Genomic DNA, 22,350 nt, shown 5'->3' on the forward strand with positions numbered 1-22,350 from the left:
GTCGATGCTGTCTAAACCTGCGTTTTCAGCTAAGGTTTTTGGCACGATTTCTAAAGCTTCTGCAAATGCGTTTACAGCTAATTGTTCTCTTCCAGAAATGGATTCTGCGTAATCTTTGAGTTTTTTAGCCATTGCAATTTCAGGAGCTCCTCCACCTGCAACGACTTGGTCATCTTCTACAGTAGCTGCAACTACACCAATAGCGTCTTCAATTGCTCTTACGATTTCAGCTACGATGTGTTTGGTACTTCCTCTTACGAATAAGGTTACGGATTTTGCGCCGCTGCATTCTTCTACGAAAATCATTTCTTCGCCGGAGATTTTTCTTTCTTCGACGATTCCAGCTTCACCTAAATCTTCAGCGGTCAAGTCATCTAAGTTGGTGATGACAGTTGCACCGGTTGCTCTGGATAATTTTTCAATGTCGGATTTTTTAACTCTTCTTACAGCTAAAACGCCAGCTTTGGATAAGTAGTGTTGTGCTAAATCATCAATACCTTTTTGTGCGAACAATACGTTTGCGCCTGCATCAACGATTTTGTTGACCATGTCCTTAACCATTTTTTCTTCTTGTTCGATGAAAGCTTGCATTTGAGCAGGATCAGTGATTGTGATTTGAGTATCGGTTTCGGTTTCTTTAACTTCTAATGGGGTGTTGATTAATGCAATTTTTGCACCATTGATTAATCCTGGCATACCTGGGTGTACTCTTTCTTTGTCTACAATTACACCTTCAACTAAGCTGGATTCTTCGACAACAGCACCATCTTTTTTCTCGATTTTAATGTTATCAATGTCTACTCCATCTTCATCAGCAATAGCTTCTACAGCTTCTACGATTAATTTTGCTAATGGTTCACGTGCTGCTTCAGTTCCTTTACCAGTCATAGCAGTCATAGCAACTTTGAGTAAGGTTTCAGAATCTACTTCTTCAATTGCGATTTCATCTAAGATTTCTTGAGCTTTTTCAGCTGCTTTTCTGTATCCCATAGCTATGATTGTTGGGTGGATGTCAGAGTCGAGTAAACCTTCGGATTTTTTCAATAATTCACCAGCAATGATGACTGCAGTAGTAGTTCCGTCTCCAACTTCGTCTTCTTGGGTTTTTGCTACTTCTACGAGCATTTTTGCTGCTGGGTGTTCAATATCCATTTCTTTTAAGATTGTTACACCGTCGTTGGTTACAACAATGTCACCAAGTCCGTCAACTAACATTTTGTCCATTCCTTTTGGACCTAAGGTAGTTCTTACAGTTTCAGCTAATACTTTACCAGCTAAAATGTTGTTTCTTTGTGCATCTCTGCCGACAGACCTGTTGGTACCTTCCGGTAAAATAAAAATTGGTTGTCCTTGTGCCATTAATAATCACCTTTTTTTAATTTTATAAATAATTAGATCAGTTTAATTATCAACATGAGAAAATGAGTTATAGTGTTGACTAAACCTTTCTACTTAATACATGAGTTTGAGGTTATATAAATACTTTGTGGTATAAAGTAAATTGAAGTAAGAAAAAGATTATTTAACCAAATCAAGATACGAATCAAAAAGAGCCAATGAATCTTCAATATTATCTTCAACCAATAGCATTTCACCATCATCAAAGTGATTTTCATCAAAAAACAAAAATAAAGAGGAAAATACGTCAGTGGCCGTGAAGAATACCTTAAAGTCATTTTTAGATAAGAAGATCTTTATTTTTTCTTCGCTCACCAATTTCTGAAAAATGCCCTCCACATCATTTTCATTAATCAAATCCAGAATAATCTCATTTGTAATTAAATTTAAGGTTCCGTCATTCTTCAATAATGATTTGACGAAAATGTTAATGAAGACTTTTGAATATACCGGCAGAATAATATTCATATTGTTTGAGCAAGCCAATTTTTCAGAGTATACGTTAATTGTCTTTACAAATTCGACGCTAGTTGATTCGATTAGCTGTGCATCTTTCCATATGTGCAAATTCTTAAAGAAAGGATTTCCCAATTTATCAATAGAATGCTTTTTAAAGAAATCGGCATTGCTCTTAATGGAATGTGCATTATCAAATAAGGATATTATATTTAAGGTTATTAAAAATCCTGTTGAAGACAAGAAGAAAGACTTATCAGATTTATAAACAAGGTCCTTTTCAATCAACTCTTTTAATCCTCTCAAGATAGAACCATGACTCTTATTTAGATTAGCTTTAAGACTTTCAACATTTTGTTCGCTCTCAAATAATTCAAGTAAGAGATTTGAACGCATATCTGAAGTCAATATAAATCTCATTAAATCAAAATTCATTTGATAACCTCATAATCTTCACTCATATATTCATATTCTCTAAATACATTATTCGCCCAATTAATGGCTTCTAAGTCCTCGGAGATATATACTGCATTATAATCGAACTTTCCATCATCTTTGTATAATCCTAAAAACATTTTATTTTCCGTAACTGCTAGGGCGAACTCTATTTTTCTTGAAATTGTTTTAACAGAAATGTTTCCCTTTAGAGAACCATATTCCTTAATTGCATCGCGGAAAAGATGAGACACCTTTTCATCCAAAATCAATTTGACGTCCACATCATTTTCAGCCCAATAATCAAGCATTTCAATTAGTTGCGGATGCATATAAGGAAAGATTGTTTTGCTGGACTTGGAAGACAATGCAAGATCCTTAATTATTCTGGTTGTTTTGAATACATCATAGGCTGTTGATTCAACCAATTTACAACCTTTTAATTGTGATAAGTCAGATAATCCTCTAAATTGATAATTCTTTACCATATGAGTATTTAAAAAATCCTTGTTATCATTAACCAGATTGATGGTATCATTTAGATTATAAATATTGATTAATAACAATTTACAGTTATTCGTCAATCTGATAACATCATTTTTAATAGTTATAAACCCGTTCTTTTCTAAATCATTGATATTGATTGAAATAGAACTAAGATTTATATCAGTTTGCGCTTGAATAGATTTTATAGTTTGAGGAGATGAAAATAAACATTCCAGAATTTTTAAACGGTTATCTGAATTAATCAAGAATTTAATTTCTTTCTGTATATCCTTAGAAATACCCCTTTTTTCATCACGCAATTTCATCACTCGAATAATGTAAAAAATTAATTATATTAATATCTTTTAAAAAATAAGATATAAAAAATTTTCTAAAAAAAAGAATATTATAGAAGAATTATCAAAAGGATAATTCCCCTAAAATATTTAGATATAACCGAAAGGGCATATTTCATGGTTAAAGTAGCAACTTTAAGGTCACAGGTGGTATTAAAAACTAAATTATATTGCGGTCCATCCACCGTCAATATTGATTAATTGGCCAGTACAGAAACTGGAAGCATCAGATGCTAAATATATTGCAATACCATCCAACTCTCCTTCTTTTCCCCATCTGCCCATAGGACAGAATGCTTTGATTAACATATCAAACTGTTCATCGCCAACAACATCTGCAGTTAATTCGGATTCGAAGTATGCTGGTCCGATTGCATTAACAGTAATGTTGTATGGAGCCCATTCAGCAGCCAATGTTTTTGTAAGGTTGAATACTCCTCCTTTTGCAGCGACATATCCTGTAATTAGTCCTCCGGTCAGTGCCACTCTGGAGTGGATTGAACCCATGTTGATGATTTTACCGTAGTTTTGTTTTACCATGTATTCGCCGAATGCTTTGCAGCAGTAGAATACACCGGTCAAGTCTATTGCTATGTCTTTGTCCCATTCTTCTACAGGCTGTTCAAGAACAGGAGCCATGAATCCTCTGCCTGCACAGTTTACTAGGATGTCGACTCTTCCGTATTCGTCAATGATGTTTTTAGCAGCCGCTTCGACATTTGCATAGTCTGTTACGTCAACGACTTCGTAAGATGCATCTACACCATATGTTTCTTTGATTTCTTCAACATTTTCTTTTAATCTGTCTTCCCTTCTTGCCAAAAGGACAACTTTTGCACCTTGGTCAGCATATGCTTTACCTATCTGAAATCCTAAACCAGAAGATCCTCCGGTGATTACAGCAACTTTATCTTTTATGTCGAAATAATTTTTCATTTTTAACACCTCTTGGAATTACAGTTTATACCCACAAAAAAGTGTGAGAAAAAACTTATAACCCGTTGAGATAATTTATATTAAACAATAAATATAAAATTTTCTTTTTTAATGAATAAACATTATAATTATTCTAAAAAAAATAAATATAATAATAAAATTTTAAAAAAATGTAAAAAATTTTTAATCATGATAAAAATTTTAGATGATGTTAAAAATTTCAAATAATAGAGAAATGAATGAAAAAATCCAAGAGAAAACACCCCACAATTATCAAAGTATGCTTCAATAATTCAAATAGCAACTGACATTTTCGTGATAATTATGAGATTATCAATGAAATATCTAAAAGAGTAACTGAAAAAATATTAAAATTGAGTGGAATAGATAGATGGAATGAGGAAAAGATTGTAAAAATAAAAAAAGTTAAAAGAGGTAGAATTATCTACCTTGTTTTTTCTCTAATCTGAAAGGTGGAGTTGCTTCTTGAGTTTCATAAGCTTCTTGTTCCTCTTGAAGCTCATTGAAGAAGTTATTGATTTCCTCTAACCTTTTGATTTTATCGTTTCTTCTGTTTAATTCATTTTGAAGATTGATATAATCCTCACGGGAAACTGTCTGCTCTTTTAGATAACGAAGCTCATTATCTCTTGCAGTAATTTCTGATTCGAATTGAGATTTAAGAGTGATATACTCGTCTTTAGGAACTGATCTTTCTTTTAAATATTCAAGCTCACTATTGCGGGCAGAAATCTCATTTTCAAATCTAGTCTTAAGATTTAGATAATCTTCTTTAGGGACAGACTCTTCTCTTAAATTTTCAAGCTCACTATTGCGAGCAGAAATCTCATTCTCCAATCTTGTTTGAAGATTAAGATATTCTTCTTTAGGGATAGTATTTTCTTTAAGAACATTAATTTGACCATCTAAAATCTTGATTTCTGAATCAAATCTGGATTGGAGATCATCATAATCTTTTTTAGGGATAGAATCTTGTTTTAAACTAGTAATCTCAGCATCCATTGCATTGATTTCTGACTCGAATTGAGTTTGAAGAGAAAGATATTCGTCTTTAGGAATAGTTTGCTGCTTCAAGATATCTAATTCAGTGTCTTTTTGATTAATTTCACTTTCTTTTATGCGAATCTCGTTGTTTTTAAGTTCGAGCTGTTTTTCGAGTTCCATAATCTGTGTTTGAGATTCCACGTTATTTTCAAGTTTAATAACTTTTATCTTATAGTCATCTATGGTCCTTGAAAGTGAATTAATAGTAGCTTCCTTTTCAGCAATGCTTCTGAAAGATTCGTTTAATCTTTCATTTACATCAGATAACTCTTTTTTCTTGTATTCCCTTAACTGTTCAGCAAAATATTCTTTAATTTCCTCAAGAGAATTTTTAACGTAATCTAATTCATAAATCCTATCCTCTTGATTTTTAATCAGAATATCCTTCTCATCAAGTTGTTTCTTCAAAAGGTTAATTTCATCTTCTGCTTTAAATTTAATAACAGAAACTTCTTTTTCCTTATCTACAATATCTTTTTCGAGTTCTTTAATCCTTTGTGGAGTGTTATCATTAGCCCGTTCCACTTCAAGCTCAGTTAAATCATATTTTAATTTATTAAGCTCTAATAGGCAAGATCGAATTAAAGATTGTAAAGTATCTTTTTCAGCATCAATTCCTATTTCCATTCTATCCCTTAGTAAAAATTTTATCCCTATATCGGTTTCAAATTAATATTTTTTTATGAATTTGAAAACTCCAATATATTGTACAATATAATTCCTTAATATAAATTATAACATTCATACTATTTAAATTAAACCCTTACATGAACCTACAAATAAAATTAAAAAGAATAAGAAAACAGATAGAAAAATCAGAAAATTTTAAAAAAAATAGAAAAAATAAATTGATAAAATTAGAGGATTTTATCATTTATCAACTCAGCATTCAATATTGATGCTCCAGCAGCACCACGAACAGTATTATGTCCAACAAGAACATATTTAAAACTATTATCGAATACTTCGTCTTTTCTTAATCTGCCTACAGTAACAGCCATTCCATTACCTGCATTTCTGTCCATACGAGGTTGAGGCCTGTCGTTTTCCTCTTTGACAATGACCGGATTTTCAGGAGCTGAGAATAGATTTAGTTCTTGTGGCAATCCTTTAAAGTTTGCCAGACTATCTTTAACATCAGCAATGTCAAAGTCATCTTCAAGCTCAATAAATACTGCCTCGGTATGACCATCAATAACAGGTACCCTATGACATGATGCACTCAATTTGAAATTTGCATTAATTACATCGCTACCATCGAAAGAACCCAACAAATAGAGGGATTCGCTTTCCATTTTTTCCTCTTCGCCGCCGATGTATGGGACGAGATTATCGACAATAGCCATAGAAGGAACACCATTATAACCTGCACCGGATACTGCTTGCATTGTTGATACTCTAACCGCTTTCACATCAAAATTATCAACAATCGGTTTCAATGTCAAAGCCAATGCAATAGTTGAACAGTTTGGATTAGTTACAATGAATCCGTCCCAGTCATTTTCCTTCTGTTGAGCATCAATCATGTCTAAACATTCAGGGTTAACTTCCGGGATTACTAACGGGATATTTTTCTTCATCCTATGTGCACTAGCATTACTTGCAACAACATAATCTTTTGCAAATTCCTTTTCAACTTTTAAAGCAAAATCAGCTGGAAGAGAAGAGAACACTATATCTACATCGTTATCCATTGCATCCGGGTTAGTTTCAACAACCTTTATGTCCCTAACAGATTCTGGCATCTCTTCATTCATATACCAAGTAGTAGCATCTTCATATCTTTTACCTGCAGAACGAGAAGACGCCGCTAATGCTGTAACCTCAAAATCTGGATGGTTTTCGAGCAATTGAATAAATCTTTGACCAACCATACCAGTTGCACCAAGTACACCTACATTTACCATATAACTCACCTATTCTAATCCTAAAACATCATTCATACTACTGACAACACCTTCTTGTGCAGTTGGAACATATCTTATAGCCCTTATTACACCTGCGATGAAAACTTCCCTAGTATGTGCCTGATGTTTAACTTCTAACCTTTCACCATCACCAACAAACATTACAATATGATCTCCAACAATGTCCCCGCCACGGATAGCGTGAACACCAATTTCTTCTGAAGTTCTTTTACCGACCAGGCCTTTTCTACCGAACACTCCAACTTCTTCAGGATCACGTTCAAGTGCATCAGCAATCACTTCAAATGCAGTCACGGCTGTGCCGGATGGAGCATCTTCTTTCTGATTGTGGTGTGCTTCAATTATTTCAATATCATAATCATATAAAAGCGGTGCCAATTTCTTTAAAGTATTGAAAAATACATTAACACCAATGGCCATATTTGATGAAATAACAGCTTTAACATTATTCTCTTTAACATTTCTAATGTTGGATTCCATTTGTTCATCAGTAAATCCAGTAGTTCCAACCACAATATTGACGCCACAGGCAGTAGCTGTTTTAATTGTTTCAACAGCTGCAGGAGCTATAGTGAAGTCAACCAATACTTCAGCACCTGATGATTTCAAAGTTTCCTCCAATTTTTCAGCGCCTACGATTTCAACTCCAAGCTCTTCAGTTCCTGCCTGAAGACCCGCATCTTTGCCAGCAAGAGGAGTATTAGGCATTTCAATAGCTGCAACTACTTCCATGTCATCTTGCTCAGTGATTTTTCTAATAATGCCGGAGCCCATTCTTCCTGCGGCCCCAGTTACTGCAATTTTAATCATAATATTACCAACTTAAATTAAACCAGAATCTTTTAATGCTTTTTTAAGCACTTCTAAGTTTTCTTCTTTCATTTCGTATAACGGTGGTCTTAAAGGTCCAGAAGGAAGTCCCATTAAATTCATTGCAGTTTTAACAGGAACAGGGTTGCTTTCAATGAAAAGAGCCCTTATTAATTCAAGCATTTCGTAGTGAAGCTCCAATGCCCTTTCGTAATCATCATTTAAAATACTGTCAACCATTAAAACCATTCTTCTAGTATCGATATTTGCGGATGCACTAATTACACCAGTTCCACCTACAGCCATGATAGGTAAAGTCAAGGAATCTTCACCAGAGAGAATATTGAATTTATCTTCAAGGCCTTCATGAGTAAGTGCCCTATAAATGTCAGATACTTTATCTACACTTCCACTAGCTTCTTTGATTGCATCTACTCCATCAATTTTGGCTAATTCAACAGCTGTTTCAACTTCAATGTTGCTTCCAGTACGTGATGGAACGTTATATGCAATAAGTGGAATATCACAAGTTTCCGCTATTGTACGATAGTGGTTCACCAAAGAATGTTGTTGTGGTTTATTGTAATATGGTGTGATTAATAATGCGGCATCAGCGCCAGCATCATAAGCAAATTCGGTAAGGGATAATGCTTCAGAAGTAGCATTACTTCCAGTTCCGGCAACTGCTTGAACTCTACCGTCAATTTCATCCACTAAAACTTCAATGACTCTGTGATGTTCCTCATGAGACATTGTAGCGGATTCACCGGTAGTGCCTGCACCGACTAAACCGTTAACACCTTTATCAATTAGATAATTAATATTTGACCTAAATCCTTCCTCATCTAAAGTGCCTTCTTTTGTAAATGGAGTAACCATTGCAACATATGTTCCTTCAAAATTCATTTTAAAACCTCGCTAATAAGCTCGTGAGCTTTTTCACCATCTTCCCAGTCAACAAATAAAACAACTGCGGTTTGTGATGAAGTAATTTCTAATATATTAATGTTATTTTTTCTAAGTGGTTCTGTTATTTCTGATATGATTCCTGGAGTCTCAATAATATCCGGACTAACAAAAGTAATCATTGCAGTATCCCTTCCAAGAGATAATGAACTTAAAACATCAGTGTCAACAACTAATTGATGCAATAAATGATATGCTTTGTTAGAATCTGTTTTATCAACAAAAACAGTTATTGAATTCTGACCTGCTGATATACCAAAAATATTGATGTTGTCATTAGCAAGACTAGTTGTTAAACTAGCCATTAAACCAACTTTTTTAAGCATAGCTTCGCCAACGATAGCTATAAGTGAAATAGGATCTTTATAAAGGGTGACACATTTTAACATTTCGCCCTCAAAAGGTCCAACGATACGTGTTCCCTTTGAATTTAGATCACCATGAGCGAAATTAATAATCTTTGCACTTATTAATGGATCTTTATATTTTAATGCATGAGGATGTAGAACTTGCGCTCCATGAGAAGCCAAATCCCTTAATTCCTCACCAGATATTGTCTCCAATAATTCAGCATCTTCAATTTTATTAGGATCAGTTGACATCACGCCGTCTACATCGGTGACGATAACTACTTCATTAGCATCCAAACAATGACCAACTAAAAATGCAGTGATATCACTTCCACCTCTTCCCAAAGTTGTGATTTCACCACTAGGTCCTTTTCCTAAAAATCCGCAGATGACAGGAATAACTCCTTGATTAACAAGATGTTTGATTCCATCGATTTTCTTATGAGTTGTATTTAAATCGATTTTTGCTTCTAAAGAATTAGAATCTGTTACAATTGGCCATAACTCATTATAAGGATCAATGAATTCAGACTTCACACCTAATGATTCAATAGTTGCTGAGAATAATCTAGCACTAGTTAACTCTCCCATAGCCATAATTTCTGCCTTCTGCTTATCTGTTAATCCTACACCAATAGCCTCATTAGATAATCCAATGAGCTCATCAGTAGTCTTGTTGACAGCTGAAACTACAACTACTACCTGACTGCCTTTCATATACTCATTTACTACGGACTGCGCCGCTTTTTTAATTCTGGAACCATCACCTACCGAGGTTCCTCCGAATTTTACTACTATCAAATCCATTAAGTTCACCTATTTCCTAAAAATTCACGAAATTTTGTTAAAATATTGTCTAAACAAAATATTCATATATATTTTTATCAGACCATATTAATAAACTTTTGAACAGAATATTGAATAAAAAAAGTTTGAAGTTATAAAATTTAAATAATTATAAAAAAAAGAGTAATGAAAAATATGAAAAAAGCTTAGTCTCTGGTTTGTTCTAACCTTACAAGCCTTGTAACATATCCTGCAATTTTATTTCTTAAATGTTTAGTACTTACGGTAGAGTATTCCTGTACTAATTTCTTGTTTTCTTCAAAATCAGTAGTGAAAACACCTTTGTGAGTTTCAATAAGTTCTCTTGCTAAACGTTTAACAAATGAAGTTCTAATATTTCCCATCAGCATTCCTCCTTAAAATTTCTTTTTGCTCATTTTTATTTAAAATAGTCAGCATATCTACGATCTGATTAACTATATCAACATCAAGACCATTTTCTACAGAAAATTTCTCAATTTTTCTATGGATTTCCTCCTCTCTAGATTTATCGAAAATTGGCATTCCGATATACTCTTTACAAAGAGCTATATCTTTTGCAAGAGAAGTTCTCTGAGAAATTAAATCAAATAATTCACTATCAATTTCATCAATACGATCTCGAGATTTTTTTAGAAGTTCTTCTGCCTCTTCTTTATTTCTAAAAGATTTTACTTCATAACTTCCATCCAAAAAAATCACCAAATTGATAATAATGATAATAATATAATTTATTAAAATACTAGTATTTAAACTATATGTTTAATCTTAAATTAAACTGCTAAATTTGAGAAATGATTTCATCATTGACAATGATTTTGAAACTGATCCCTTGGCAATTTTACCGTGCGGAGTTATGACCTCACATGTTACTGCAGGTATCCCCTTTAAACTAACAACATCCTCTAATGCACCGGGGTATTCGGTTCCCGCTTTCTTATAAATAATATACTTGACTTTGCTGTTTTTAGCAATGTATTTTGCAAGAGTTGCACTTTTGGCGGTAGGTTTATAGGTTCCCATAGCTACATCTTTACCGGGTTTTCCTCCAGGCCTTGTGCAATGAAAATCACCATATGCCTTGCATTTAAATTTAGTTATTAGTTTAACTGTTTTATAGGATATTGTTCCCTTAACGTTGGCCTTTTTATTCAAATGGACACCCGCATAGTCCCTAACATTGGCGGCGGTTGCTTTTGGATTCATGAAAGGCATTATATAAACGGTTCCCTTTACGGGGTGCTTTTCGAAATATTGGATTAATTTCATGGCGGCCACTTGTGAGGATAATTCATTCCCATGAACGCCTGCAGTGATGAAGACCGCTTTCCCATTGCTTCCTTTGAATTTGATTACAGGAGTTCCTGATTTGGCTGCTTTGACGATTTTCTTAACTAGTGGTGAATCAGGAATGTTGGCTTTAATTTTCTTATTTTTCGTAATGTCAGCACCGGATTTCCATTTATAAGTGGTTATTACATGATAATTTTTTACATTATACCTGTTTTTGCCGGAAAGGCCATCAACAGAATAAGTAATAGTGTAAGTTCCAGCATTCAGATTTAACTTCAAGGCAGCTATACCTTCCGGGTTAGTGAATGATTTGTAGGACTTTCCATTCACTGTAAAATTAACTTGTTCCTTATCCATAGGGTTTCCTTTTTTATCCACAACTTTTAGATTGAATTTGGTTTGTTTGCCATAAGTAGAAGTTACATCCTTTGAAGAAACCCTGGAAAGAACTTTAATCGAATTGAGATTTGATTTGTTCCCGCATGCAGTCGTTATCTTATAGTTGCCCGGCTTTAAATTAACAGTCAAAAATCCAGAACCATTATTATTAGTTGTTTTAGTATAGTTTTTTCCATTAACATTCAACAACACATTAGCATTGCTAACTGGTTTATTATCATCATCAAAAACACTGAACTCAAACTGGGAATCGTTTTTGTAATATTTAACAAGATTTTTAGTTTCGATTTTAGAGGGTTGCGAATAATTCACCAAATCATTGCCTGAATCCAATGGAACCTGATTTGTAGCACCCAAAGTAGAATTTTCTAAAATGGCATTCTCATTTGCATTAACGCAGGAAATCGTTAACAATAAAAAAAATAGAAAAATGATGAGATTATATTTATTCATAAAATCATCACTAAAGTATCGCATAATATTTCAACAGGTATTTCATCATGTTATATGATGTCTTAACAGTTTTAGTTGTTACAGTATTGTGCGGAAGCATTACTTCACAAATCACAGCAGGAATACCTTTTTTGTTAACATTGTCATTAATTCCTCCAGGATATTGTTCACCCGCATATTTGTAAATCTTCTGATTTACATTACACTTTTTAGCAATGTATTTTGTAAGCTTTTCACTTTGTTTCGCTGGTGTTTTAGATCCCATTACAATGTTTTTACCCGGAACACCGCCCGGTTTTGTAGTATGGAAATCACCATATGCATCACATTCATATCGAACAACCAGCTTAACTATCTTATTTGGAATTGTACCTGATTTATGGGCAATACGATTGAAATCCTTATCAGTGTATCTAACTTTTTTGGAAATGGCCTTAACATTTACAAAAGGCATGAAATAAACAGTTCCTTTAATAGGATGGGTGGTTAGATAGTCAATCATTTTCATTGCTGCGACTTGAGAGGAGATTTCATTTCCATGAACTCCCGCAGTCATGAAAACAACTTTGCCTGACCCTCCCTTAATAGTTAAAAGAGGAATGCCTTTTTTAGTTGCGGTTACGGCCTTTTTAACCCATGCATTATTCGGCATGTTTTTCTTAATCAAAGTATTTTTTGAAACATCACCTTTAAGGCCCCACTTCAAAATTTCCAATTTAACACTATTTTTTACTACATAAGTATTGGAACCGGTTAAAGTGCCCACTTTATATTTTAACACATAACTACCTGCCTTACACTTGCATGTAAAAGTAGCAATACCATTTGCATCAGTATATTTTTCAACAGAAGCTGCGCCAAGTGAAACTTTTACTTTTTGACCTTCAATAGGTTTTGAATTCTCATCAAGAACTTTTACATTGTAATTTTCCACTGTACCATATTCTGATTTAATGTTTTTAGTAATAACTTTTGCAGGTTTAGCAGGTTTACTTTTTTTAACAGGAGTCTCATTAGTTTTATTAGTATTATTTACAGTAGTATTAGAGGCAACATCACTGGTAGTGTTCTTTGAAGCAGTAAGTTTATCAGTCTGTGAGGCAACCCCTAAAGAATCATCATTTTCCGCCATTAATTTATTGGAATCATCCATTACATTATTATCCACCGATTTATCCAATACCGATAAATCATCACTCATACATAACGTATCATTAGAAACGGATACATCCTCTGATGCTGAAACAATTGACAAACTAAACATCAATAGAATCAATGCCAGCATCAAATATATTTTTTTCATAATATCCTACAACCTATATTATCCACTTTTGTTTCTATTACCTTACCTTCATATTTATTCCACGAGTATTTAATATCATCGATTACATTTTCATCACACATAGCTACAAATGATGATCCGGTTCCAGACAATCCTGAAGCGATTGCTCCTGCATCCAGTGCATCAATAGCTATTGTTGAATCAAAGCCTAAAGTGGCCGAATAAATTAATCCGTTTAAGTTTAAAGCCTTAAAATAGTCTCTGCGAGAAGCCAAGTCAAAAGCGATTTCAACTAATGGAGCCAATAATTTCATTCTGTCAGGATTTGAATCGCCTGATTTTGAATAATAGTTCGGCATATAAACCAAAATAGAATATTCATCCATTTTTTCCTTTATAATAAATTTCCTATTCCGATTATCAGTGACAACAACTCCTCCAAAATAAGATGCGGTAGCGTCATCAAATGATCCTGTTATTGTAACACCCGCATCCAAAGATGCATCGATTGCCATGTTAATCACTTCCAAATCAGCTAAAGGTTCCAAATTAAATTCCTCTGATACAATGGAAGAAACTGCCTTAACAACCGCATTGGATGATGCGCTGCTGCTGGACAATCCTGATGCCATAGGCAAATTTGATTTTGTTTTTAAATCAATCCCGAATTCATTCTTATCAATATTGTAGTGATTAAAAACTTTTTGAGCACACAATTCCATTAATGTGTTGTCCGCTCCAACATCATTTGTACATGAAATCCCTTCAGAAGCTGTTTTAGCCACACATTCGATATCCAATCCAATACCGAATGCAGAGCCAAAGCCTGTTGCAATTGCATTTATTATTGTTGCCGAACCGGGCGACCTAACTTTTATCTCCATTATTCAAACTCCTCATAAGGAATCGTAACTTTTGAAAAATCGATTGCTCGATTTCTTGCATTAAGTGACAAGACCAGTCTCAAATCATCATCATTAATAATCTTATCAATAGCTCCAGCAATTGATGATACCCTATTCGGGTCCACAAGCAGGCCGACATCATCATTGATTATTTCAGTAATTCCACCAACATCACTTCCAATAACGGGTTTTCCACAAGCCAAAGCCTCAATCAACACCAGTCCAAAACTTTCTGAAAATGACGGCAGAACTAAAACATCACAGCTGGGAATAATTTCTTCAACATCATTCCTAGAACCTGTAAATATTACGTCATGAATATTGTCATCCTCTACTTTTTTTCTGAGTTTTTTAAATTGCGGCCCATCACCTACAATTACTAGATAATAATCGCTATGTGCAATTTTTTTAGCCTCCAAAAGAGAATCAACATTTTTTCTTTTAATTAGATTTCCAACAAAAAGAACAATAGGCTTGTCTTCAAGTTTATTCTCTTTTTTGAATGAATCATTACTTTTTGCAGAGAATTTGTCAATATCTACTGAGTTCCAAGATATTTTAGTTTTGTTGGCAATTCCAGTAACTCCCGTTGCAATAATTTCATGCCTTAATGCGTTGCTTACTGCAAAAACACCATCTGCATCCCTTAAGACTTTTTTAAGGGTTGATCTCATTAATGGCTGTGTTTTATATAATTCAAACATGTCCGAACCATGCGCTGTAACGTATGTCTTAATGCCATGCTCCTTTCCAACTTCTACAGCAGCAGCCCCCGCGGGGAATAGATAATGACCATGAATAATATCAATATCCTCTTTTTCCAGAAGCTCCTCCAATGCTTTTTTAGCATTCATCTTAAACATTAAACCCCTTACGCCTGGAATGTTCAGTCCTTTAGTGCCTATAACATGGATTCCATCAATATCCTTAATGTCATTATGGGGATAAGTGATTACATAAACCTCATGGCCTTCACTGACCAACTGTTTTGATAATGTATGAATATGAACACCAACGCCACCCACATGAGGAGGGAATTGGCCAACCATAGCTATCTTCATAAAAATAAAACTCCATTTAATAATTACAATATTATATAACAAAATTATTATTTAAATAAGTTCCTTCCATATCCACTAAAATAACATTCAAATCCAAATCAAAGCGCTGCTTACACCTATCACGAATTGCAGAAGCAATACTGTTTGAAACCTCAACGGAAAGATTGATTTCATCTAAAATGTCCATCATGTCATCAGTGGTTTTGGAATCGAATAACTTTTGAAGATGCTCCCTATCAGCACCGCATAATGCGGCATGAGTAACCATTATCTCGCGCCTTCCATCGGCTACGGCATGTTTTGTGTCAAATATTCCGCCGGCAACTTTAATCAGCTTGCCCATATGTCCAAAGAATGTGAATTCAGTAATTCCCCTCTTTTCGGCTTCCTCAAACATGAAACCTACAAAATTACCTGTCTGGACAATCTGTTCCTTGCCAACTCCCAAATCTTTTATAGCTAATTTTTCACCAATATTTCCCGGAACAAAAACTAAATCTTTAATATCTGAAGCAATTGCCACATCCAGTTGTGTAACAATAGAATTTTTATATGCATCGCTAGACATTGACCTTGCAATGCCTGTTGTTCCAAGGACTGATATTCCATCAATTATACCTAATTTTGGGTTCATGGTTTTTTTAGCGATTTCTTTACCTTCAGGAATAGAAATGGTTACTTTAGCGATTTTTCCCTCAGGAATTTTATCGGATAAATTTTTGACAATCATACTGCGCGGTCCGGGATTTATGGCATAATCCCCAACTGGAATTTGAAGACCAGGTTTTGTAATTATCCCAATACCTTCCCCTCCAGTAATGATTATATTGGATTCTTCATCAGTCCTGTCAAATAATTCGACAGTAGATATGATTGCCAAGTCCACAGTAACGTCAGGATCATTATATGGATTTTTGTGAGCTACGGCACATGCTTTAAAAGAAGACAATAATTTACACTCGTCAATAATGATATCCAATATTTTTTTTGGAGTTTCAACTTTGACGCATGCAATATCCGGACTGTCCAGAATCGCATCTAAAGCTGCAAGTGAACAGGCTGTAGCTATTGTGCCTGTTGTTACGCCAGTATAATTATCATTAGTCATTTTTAATAAAAAGAATAAAAAGAGAGAACCTATAACATAGATTCTAATTTTTCAATAAGCTCAAAGTCCATAGGTGCGCCGACAAAAGCAACATCACCATCAATTACAATAGTAGGCACTGCCATGATTTGATAATCAATAGCCCTTTGATAATTTTCTTTGCTTTCATCGATTTTTAATACTTCCACATCTATTGCATCGCCTAATTTATCTTTAGCTTTCTGAGCGGCATCGATTGCTGCTGGACAATGTGGGCATGAATTGGTTGAAAATACTTCTACTTTAATTGCCATGGTAAATTCTCCTATTAGATTGATTTGTAACTATTTTAATAATTAGTAATATATAATTGTTACTTATCAAAATAGATTTCAAATGCTCTCTGCAAATGTTTAATATTAATAAAAAAAATAGAAATAAATGATTAAAATGGAAAGTTTAGATAATGATGTCAGAACAATAATAAAAAGCGCATACCCCTACATTAAAGAATTTAACCCTGCTCAAAAAGCAGTGCTTGAATCAGGATATCTGGATGACAAATCAAATTATATCATCTGTATCCCAACAGCAAGTGGAAAAACAGTTTTAGGAGTGTTGCCTGCTTTAAAAACCATATTAAATGGTGGAAAAGCAGTTTATGCAGCTCCACTTCTTTCTATCCAGAATGAGAAAGTAAAAGAATTCAAAGCATTTGAAGAACATGGAATCAATGTAGGCAAACACCCATCCAGCGCAGATTTATCAGTTATGGTTTTTGAGTCATTTGATGCTCTTACACGATTCTCCTGGAATGTGCTTAGGGATGTTGATACCTTGATTATTGACGAATTCCATATGATTGGGGAATATACTAGAGGGCCAACTCTTGAAGCTGCAATAACAAGAGCAAAAATCATTAATCCAAGCATGAGGATTATTGCGCTATCTGCTACATTAAAAAATATTGAGGAAATAGAAGGCTGGCTTGAAGGAACCTGCGTTGAACACGATTTTAGGCCGGTTCCTTTACACAAGGAAGTATTGGATGCTGAAATGTTTAACACAAAGAATAAAAATGATGTAATAGTTAAAGTAATCGAAAAAGCGATTAAAGACAAATCACAAGCATTGGCATTTGTTTCAACCAGAAGATTTACAGAAAGCCTGGCAACATACGTAGCTAAAAAGATTAATAAAAAAATCAATAAGGAGCAAAGAAAAAGATTTAAGGAAGTCTCGGACAAACTATTGGAAGTTCCGAAAAAGAAAGGATCCCTTCCAACTAGCACCTGCCTAAAATTAGCCGAAGTTGCTGAAATGGGCGTGGCATTCCACCATGCAGGCCTCTTCAATGAACAGAAGGAAATAATTGAAGATGAATTTAGAAAAGGAAATATTCTAATGATTACTGCAACACCAAGTCTAATGTATGGAGTCAACTTGCCTTCAAAAACCGTCATTATCAGAGACCATACCCGCTGGACTAACAACGGGCCCCAGCCAATACCCGTTTTTGACTATGAACAAATGTCTGGAAGAGCCGGAAGACCGCAATATGATGATGTGGGATATTCTTACTTAATTGCAAAGACCATGGACGAGGCCATGAATCTGGAAGACTATTATGTCGAAGGGGAAATTGAAAAGACAAATTCCAAATTAGTCGACAACAAAGATGCAATCTACAGACAGATCATAGCGCAAATCGCTTCCTCTCTTTCTAAGAATTTAGATGAATTGACTGACTTTTTCGGGAAAACCCTTTATGGATATCAGATGAATAACAACCCATCGATGGCATTGTTTGCTGAGGAAAGCTTAAAATATGAACTTGAAATAGCGTTGAATTTCCTGCTTCAGAATGGAATTATAAGGGCAACTCCAGAGGGGCTTAAAACAACGGATTTCGGAAATTTAATAGCCAAATCGAATTATGCTGTTGAGACTGCCGTCAAAATCAAAGAGTACATTTCAGGCATTAATGAAATAAATGTTGAAGAATTCATTTATGCATTATCTGAAACACCTGATTTGCCATTAATCTCATTTAAAGGAAGAAAATCAAAAGATCCAGTTCGTGAAAAATTATCTGAATGCGGCCTGTTTGCTGTGGATATCGGAAATCCTGAGGCCACCACTGTTTCATTGATTGAATGGATTGATGAACGAAGTGAATATGAAATTGAAAACAAGTACAGCGTTTATTCCGCTTCAACTAGAAGGTCCGCTTATGAAGCATCCCGTCTTGTGAAATTTGCAAAAAACACTTCTGAAGTCCTGGGCAATTATTCCAACCTAAAAGAGTTTGATTTCCTGTCTGCCAGATTATACTATGGCGTGAAAACAGACATTATCCCCCTAGTTGTAGGCGTTAAAAGATTAGGTAGAAAAAGAGCTAGAAACCTAGTTAACACATTCGGAAATGATTTGACTGGAATTTCCGAAAACGAGCTGCAAAGAGTTGAGGGAATTGGACCCAAACTTGCAGAAAAAATAAGATTGTTTGTAAATAATTAAAAAAGGTGGGATTTAACCTCCACCTTCAGCAACATGAGAACTTAATTCCATGTCCTCAAATTTCATTGCTTTTTCTTTTAATTCATCGACATCGACTTCATTATCGTCCTCTCTATCGTAATAAGCAGAGCTCTTAATATCTTTTTCATCGAGCAGCTCTACCAACTTGGCACGATACCAAAGATCAGTCTTATCAATCTTCACCCAATCAATGCCTTCCTGTGTCTTTTTGTCAACAACCTTACCAATTGTTCCTGTATCGACATATCTGACATGTGAGCCAAGAGGAATTTCGATGTCTCTTGCATCTAAAACCATTTTAAAACCTATGTTAATTATTCATCTTCGATTTCGACTTCAACAGTTTTAGCTTCTTCTTCATCTTTTTCTTCAGCCACATCAGCTTCTTTTGGAATTTCCTTATTTAAAATAACATAAGCTCCAATAGTAGCAATGTCCTCGAAACTGATTTCAACTTCATCTTTAGAGAAAATGTTTTTTTGTAAAGTTAAGGTAATATTTTCAATTTTACCTGTTGCGGTGTCAAAATCGACATTACTGACTTTACCTATTTCGTATGCATTTTTATCTAAAACAGTAGAACCTAAAAATTCTTTAATTTTCATAGTTTTCACCTACTATAATTTTATATAAATATATATTTATCACTAAATATTTAAATAAAACGATAATTAAAAAATTAAGTATTAGATTAGGAAGAGGTTAAATAATGGAAAAAGCATGTCGAATGATAATTGAAGATATTTTAGACGGCAAAATATCTACTCGACGTGACCTTGAAGTTGAAAAAAGGCAGCTTTGTCGTGACTTAAAATTATCAAGATTTATGAGCAATGCAGATATCCTGGAATATGCAAAACCTGAAGAAAAAGAAATCGTTTCAGGAATCCTGAAGAAAAAGCCTACAAGAACAATGTCCGGCGTTGCAATAGTTGCCGTAATGTGCCATCCCCACAAATGCCCTCATGGAAGATGTTTTTACTGCCCTGAAAGTGATATTGCACCTCCAAGCTATACCGGCGAAGAGCCTGCGGCACTTAGAGGAAGGATGTATGAATATCACCCATACGTTCAATGTTTCAACAGACTAAAACAATTGAAAAAGATTGGCCATCCAATCGATAAAGTTGAACTGATCATAATGGGAGGAACATTTCCTTCAAGAGATTTGTGTTATCAGGAATGGTTTGTATCGCAATGCCTAAAAGCGATGACTGATTTTGGATTGATAATTGAAAATAAACCTACTAATTATGAATACAATTTGGATTATGATGAGATAAGGTCTTTTGAAAAAGGCGTTTTGAAAGCATATCCCCCAAACGATTATGTCTTGATTAGTGATGTTCAAAGCGCTAATGAAAGTTCAAAAGTCAGATGTGTGGGAATGACATTTGAAACCAGACCCGATTACTGTAAAAAAGACCACATTAATAGAATGCTTGACTTTGGCGTGACAAGGGTTGAACTTGGCGTTCAAACATTATCAGATGACCTATACAAAAAAATCAAAAGAGGCCATACTTTAGCTGACGTTATTGAAGCCAATCAACTTCTGAGAGATTCCGCCATCAAAGTGGCAATGCATATGATGCCTGGATTATTTTCAGACGAAAAGCAAGATTTGAAGATGTTTGAACAATTATTCAGCGATGAAAATTACAAGCCTGATATGCTTAAAATATATCCTTGCCTCGTTACAAAAGGAAGCGAGTTATATGATTTATGGGCTAAAGGAGAATATGCACCATATACCGACGAAGAGGCCGTGGAATTAATTGTTAAAGTTAAAAAGATTCTTCCGAAATGGGTTAGAACCATGAGAATCCAAAGAGATATTCCATCAACACTTATTGAAGCGGGCGTTAAAAAATCAAATCTTGGAGAACTTGTTTACAATAGGTTGGATGAAGAGCACATAAATTGCCAATGCATACGCTGCCGCGAGATTGGGCATAAAAAAACATCTAGGGAATACAGTTTGGAGGATTTCGAATTGTTCAAGGAATCTTACATGGCATGTGGCGGGCAGGAAAACTTTTTATCCATTGAGGATATTAATGAAGAGAGCATTGCAGGATTTTTAAGATTGCGTTTCCCATCTGAAAATCATTTCAGAGAAGAAATTACTGACAGAACAGCGCTTGTAAGAGAATTGCACGTTTATGGTAGCATGATAAAAATTGGAGATAAAAACCCTAATATTGGCCAGCACACCGGATTTGGAGAAAAACTCCTTAAAGAAGCTGAAAATTTAGCTATTGACAAAAATTATGAAAAAGTGGCAATAATAAGCGGAATAGGATCACGAAATTATTATCGCAAATTCGGTTATGAAAAGGTTGGTCCCTACATGATTAAAAATATTTAAATATATGTTCGTATAAATACTAACTAAATAAGAGAGTGGTAATATGGTATACAATATAAAAAATTCAAAACAGTTAGCAAGTCTAATAAATTATACTAACCTAAACAATATAATTACTGAAAGCGAAATGAGAGAATTTCTTGAAAAAGCAAAAGAATTGAACTTCCATTCAGTAGTTGTTTCACCAACATATGTTTGTCTTGCAAAAGAAGAATTGAAAGACACAGATATCAAAGTTGGAAGTGTAATCGGATTTCCATTAGGTTTTGAAGATACTCCAAGCAAAGTGGCTGAAGCAAAAGCGCTACTTGACAAAGGTGTGGATGAATTTGAAGTGGTTCTAAACTTAAGCCATTTGAAAGATGAAAAATACGAATTGCTTGAAGACGAGATTAGGCAAATGAAAGAGGCTGTTGGAGATAAACTTTTAAAAGTCATTGTTGAAACTAAGGCATTGGAAGATTATCAAATAGCAAATGCATCTAAAGTCGCTGAAAAAAGTGGAGCGGACTATGTTAAAACATCCACCGGCTTTGTATCACCAAACCACATTTTTGAGAATGTAAATATAATCAATATTATCCAAAAACATGCCCCTAAAATAAAAATTGAAATCTCCGGCGGGGTTGACGATTATAAATTTGCCAACCAAATCCTGACTGCGGGTTCAGACATAGTCGGAAGTGACCAAGGTTATGAGATTGTCAAGGCATACAAGGAATTAAGGGAAAACACACAGGTTACACCAAAACCAATTACCCTAACCAAAAAAGATTAAAAACATCTACATCATCACCATAAAATTCTCTTTTTAAAAATTAATGATAAAGCAGCCATAAATTGAAAAATAATAAAAAAACAGAATGCCATGGGCCGGACTTGAACCAGCGACATCTAGATCTTCAGTCTAGCGTTCTCCCATCTGAACTACCATGGCATATGGACCG

General features: G+C 34.5%; 22 protein-coding genes and 1 tRNA gene. 3 read left to right on the forward strand and 20 right to left on the reverse strand.

Annotated elements, in window-relative coordinates; all coding sequences use genetic code 11:
- The 17 genes from thsA to ACJMLD_RS06065 form a co-directional block, all read right to left on the reverse strand.
- Nucleotides 1-1,359: thermosome subunit alpha (gene thsA / locus ACJMLD_RS05985; RefSeq protein ID WP_405269193.1), on the reverse strand; the 1,359-nt coding region annotated here is incomplete at its 3' end.
- A gap of 159 nt (nucleotides 1,360-1,518) precedes the next feature.
- A complete protein-coding gene (locus ACJMLD_RS05990; protein ID WP_405269196.1) occupies nucleotides 1,519-2,289 on the reverse strand; it encodes a helix-turn-helix transcriptional regulator in 771 nt (256 codons plus the stop codon).
- Nucleotides 2,286-3,095 (reverse strand): helix-turn-helix transcriptional regulator, encoded by an 810-nt coding sequence (locus ACJMLD_RS05995; RefSeq protein ID WP_405269199.1) that lies wholly within the window; start codon nucleotides 3,093-3,095, stop codon nucleotides 2,286-2,288. The genes ACJMLD_RS05990 and ACJMLD_RS05995 overlap by 4 nt, the downstream gene beginning before the upstream one ends.
- Before the next feature lie 201 nt (nucleotides 3,096-3,296).
- On the reverse strand, nucleotides 3,297-4,067 hold the full coding sequence (locus ACJMLD_RS06000) for an SDR family NAD(P)-dependent oxidoreductase (RefSeq protein ID WP_405269202.1): 771 nt from the start codon (nucleotides 4,065-4,067) through the stop codon (nucleotides 3,297-3,299).
- A 441-nt stretch (nucleotides 4,068-4,508) separates the two neighbouring features.
- Nucleotides 4,509-5,759 (reverse strand): hypothetical protein, encoded by a 1,251-nt coding sequence (locus ACJMLD_RS06005; protein WP_405269205.1) that lies wholly within the window; start codon nucleotides 5,757-5,759, stop codon nucleotides 4,509-4,511.
- A 230-nt stretch (nucleotides 5,760-5,989) separates the two neighbouring features.
- Complete coding sequence (asd, locus tag ACJMLD_RS06010; RefSeq protein ID WP_405269208.1) at nucleotides 5,990-7,039, reverse strand: aspartate-semialdehyde dehydrogenase; 1,050 nt, start codon at nucleotides 7,037-7,039, stop codon at nucleotides 5,990-5,992.
- 9 nt (nucleotides 7,040-7,048) lie between these two features.
- Entirely contained in the window at nucleotides 7,049-7,870 is an 822-nt protein-coding gene (gene dapB, locus ACJMLD_RS06015) for a 4-hydroxy-tetrahydrodipicolinate reductase (RefSeq protein WP_405269211.1), read from the reverse strand.
- Nucleotides 7,871-7,882: 12 nt separating this feature from the next.
- Complete coding sequence (dapA, locus tag ACJMLD_RS06020) at nucleotides 7,883-8,776, reverse strand: 4-hydroxy-tetrahydrodipicolinate synthase (RefSeq protein ID WP_405269214.1); 894 nt, start codon at nucleotides 8,774-8,776, stop codon at nucleotides 7,883-7,885.
- Nucleotides 8,773-9,993, reverse strand: a complete 1,221-nt coding sequence (locus ACJMLD_RS06025) for an aspartate kinase (protein ID WP_405269217.1) — start codon at nucleotides 9,991-9,993, stop codon at nucleotides 8,773-8,775. The genes dapA and ACJMLD_RS06025 overlap by 4 nt, the downstream gene beginning before the upstream one ends.
- A gap of 185 nt (nucleotides 9,994-10,178) precedes the next feature.
- Complete coding sequence (locus tag ACJMLD_RS06030; RefSeq protein ID WP_405269219.1) at nucleotides 10,179-10,376, reverse strand: 30S ribosomal protein S17e; 198 nt, start codon at nucleotides 10,374-10,376, stop codon at nucleotides 10,179-10,181.
- Entirely contained in the window at nucleotides 10,363-10,704 is a 342-nt protein-coding gene (locus ACJMLD_RS06035; RefSeq protein WP_405269222.1) for a chorismate mutase, read from the reverse strand. Before ACJMLD_RS06035 ends, ACJMLD_RS06030 begins: the two co-directional genes overlap by 14 nt.
- A gap of 75 nt (nucleotides 10,705-10,779) precedes the next feature.
- Nucleotides 10,780-12,117, reverse strand: a complete 1,338-nt coding sequence (locus ACJMLD_RS06040; RefSeq protein ID WP_405269225.1) for a succinylglutamate desuccinylase/aspartoacylase family protein — start codon at nucleotides 12,115-12,117, stop codon at nucleotides 10,780-10,782.
- Between the two features lie 49 nt (nucleotides 12,118-12,166).
- Nucleotides 12,167-13,459: a succinylglutamate desuccinylase/aspartoacylase family protein gene (locus ACJMLD_RS06045; protein WP_405269227.1), complete on the reverse strand. Its 1,293-nt coding sequence runs from the start codon at nucleotides 13,457-13,459 to the stop codon at nucleotides 12,167-12,169.
- Nucleotides 13,456-14,322, reverse strand: a complete 867-nt coding sequence (locus tag ACJMLD_RS06050; protein ID WP_405269230.1) for a shikimate kinase — start codon at nucleotides 14,320-14,322, stop codon at nucleotides 13,456-13,458. Before ACJMLD_RS06050 ends, ACJMLD_RS06045 begins: the two co-directional genes overlap by 4 nt.
- Nucleotides 14,322-15,404, reverse strand: a complete 1,083-nt coding sequence (locus ACJMLD_RS06055; protein WP_405269233.1) for a glycosyltransferase family 4 protein — start codon at nucleotides 15,402-15,404, stop codon at nucleotides 14,322-14,324. The genes ACJMLD_RS06050 and ACJMLD_RS06055 overlap by 1 nt, the downstream gene beginning before the upstream one ends.
- A gap of 31 nt (nucleotides 15,405-15,435) precedes the next feature.
- The gene (gene cbiD, locus ACJMLD_RS06060) at nucleotides 15,436-16,512 is read right to left on the reverse strand and encodes a cobalt-precorrin-5B (C(1))-methyltransferase CbiD (RefSeq protein WP_405269236.1); all 1,077 of its coding nucleotides are present in this window, start codon (nucleotides 16,510-16,512) and stop codon (nucleotides 15,436-15,438) included.
- 29 nt (nucleotides 16,513-16,541) lie between these two features.
- Nucleotides 16,542-16,805: a thioredoxin family protein gene (locus ACJMLD_RS06065; protein WP_405269239.1), complete on the reverse strand. Its 264-nt coding sequence runs from the start codon at nucleotides 16,803-16,805 to the stop codon at nucleotides 16,542-16,544.
- 127 nt (nucleotides 16,806-16,932) lie between these two features.
- On the opposite strand from ACJMLD_RS06065, the gene ACJMLD_RS06070 reads away from it, so the two are divergent.
- Nucleotides 16,933-19,011, forward strand: a complete 2,079-nt coding sequence (locus ACJMLD_RS06070) for a DEAD/DEAH box helicase (RefSeq protein WP_405269242.1) — start codon at nucleotides 16,933-16,935, stop codon at nucleotides 19,009-19,011.
- 12 nt (nucleotides 19,012-19,023) lie between these two features.
- Here ACJMLD_RS06070 and ACJMLD_RS06075 read toward each other — a convergent pair whose 3' ends face one another.
- Together ACJMLD_RS06075 and ACJMLD_RS06080 are read right to left on the reverse strand one after the other, a co-directional pair.
- Entirely contained in the window at nucleotides 19,024-19,329 is a 306-nt protein-coding gene (locus ACJMLD_RS06075) for a DUF2098 domain-containing protein (RefSeq protein WP_405269245.1), read from the reverse strand.
- Between the two features lie 17 nt (nucleotides 19,330-19,346).
- A complete protein-coding gene (locus ACJMLD_RS06080; RefSeq protein ID WP_405269247.1) occupies nucleotides 19,347-19,637 on the reverse strand; it encodes a PRC-barrel domain-containing protein in 291 nt (96 codons plus the stop codon).
- Between the two features lie 104 nt (nucleotides 19,638-19,741).
- On the opposite strand from ACJMLD_RS06080, the gene ACJMLD_RS06085 reads away from it, so the two are divergent.
- Together ACJMLD_RS06085 and deoC are read left to right on the forward strand one after the other, a co-directional pair.
- Entirely contained in the window at nucleotides 19,742-21,403 is a 1,662-nt protein-coding gene (locus tag ACJMLD_RS06085; protein ID WP_405269250.1) for a tRNA uridine(34) 5-carboxymethylaminomethyl modification radical SAM/GNAT enzyme Elp3, read from the forward strand.
- Nucleotides 21,404-21,446: 43 nt separating this feature from the next.
- Nucleotides 21,447-22,181, forward strand: a complete 735-nt coding sequence (gene deoC, locus ACJMLD_RS06090) for a deoxyribose-phosphate aldolase (protein ID WP_405269253.1) — start codon at nucleotides 21,447-21,449, stop codon at nucleotides 22,179-22,181.
- Nucleotides 22,182-22,267: 86 nt separating this feature from the next.
- On the opposite strand, the gene ACJMLD_RS06095 is transcribed toward deoC, so the two are convergent.
- A tRNA-Phe gene (locus ACJMLD_RS06095) sits at nucleotides 22,268-22,340 on the reverse strand.
- Nucleotides 22,341-22,350 lie beyond the last annotated feature (10 nt).

This window comes from Methanobrevibacter sp. (assembly GCF_045112895.1).
Taxonomy (GTDB): domain Archaea; phylum Methanobacteriota; class Methanobacteria; order Methanobacteriales; family Methanobacteriaceae; genus Methanocatella.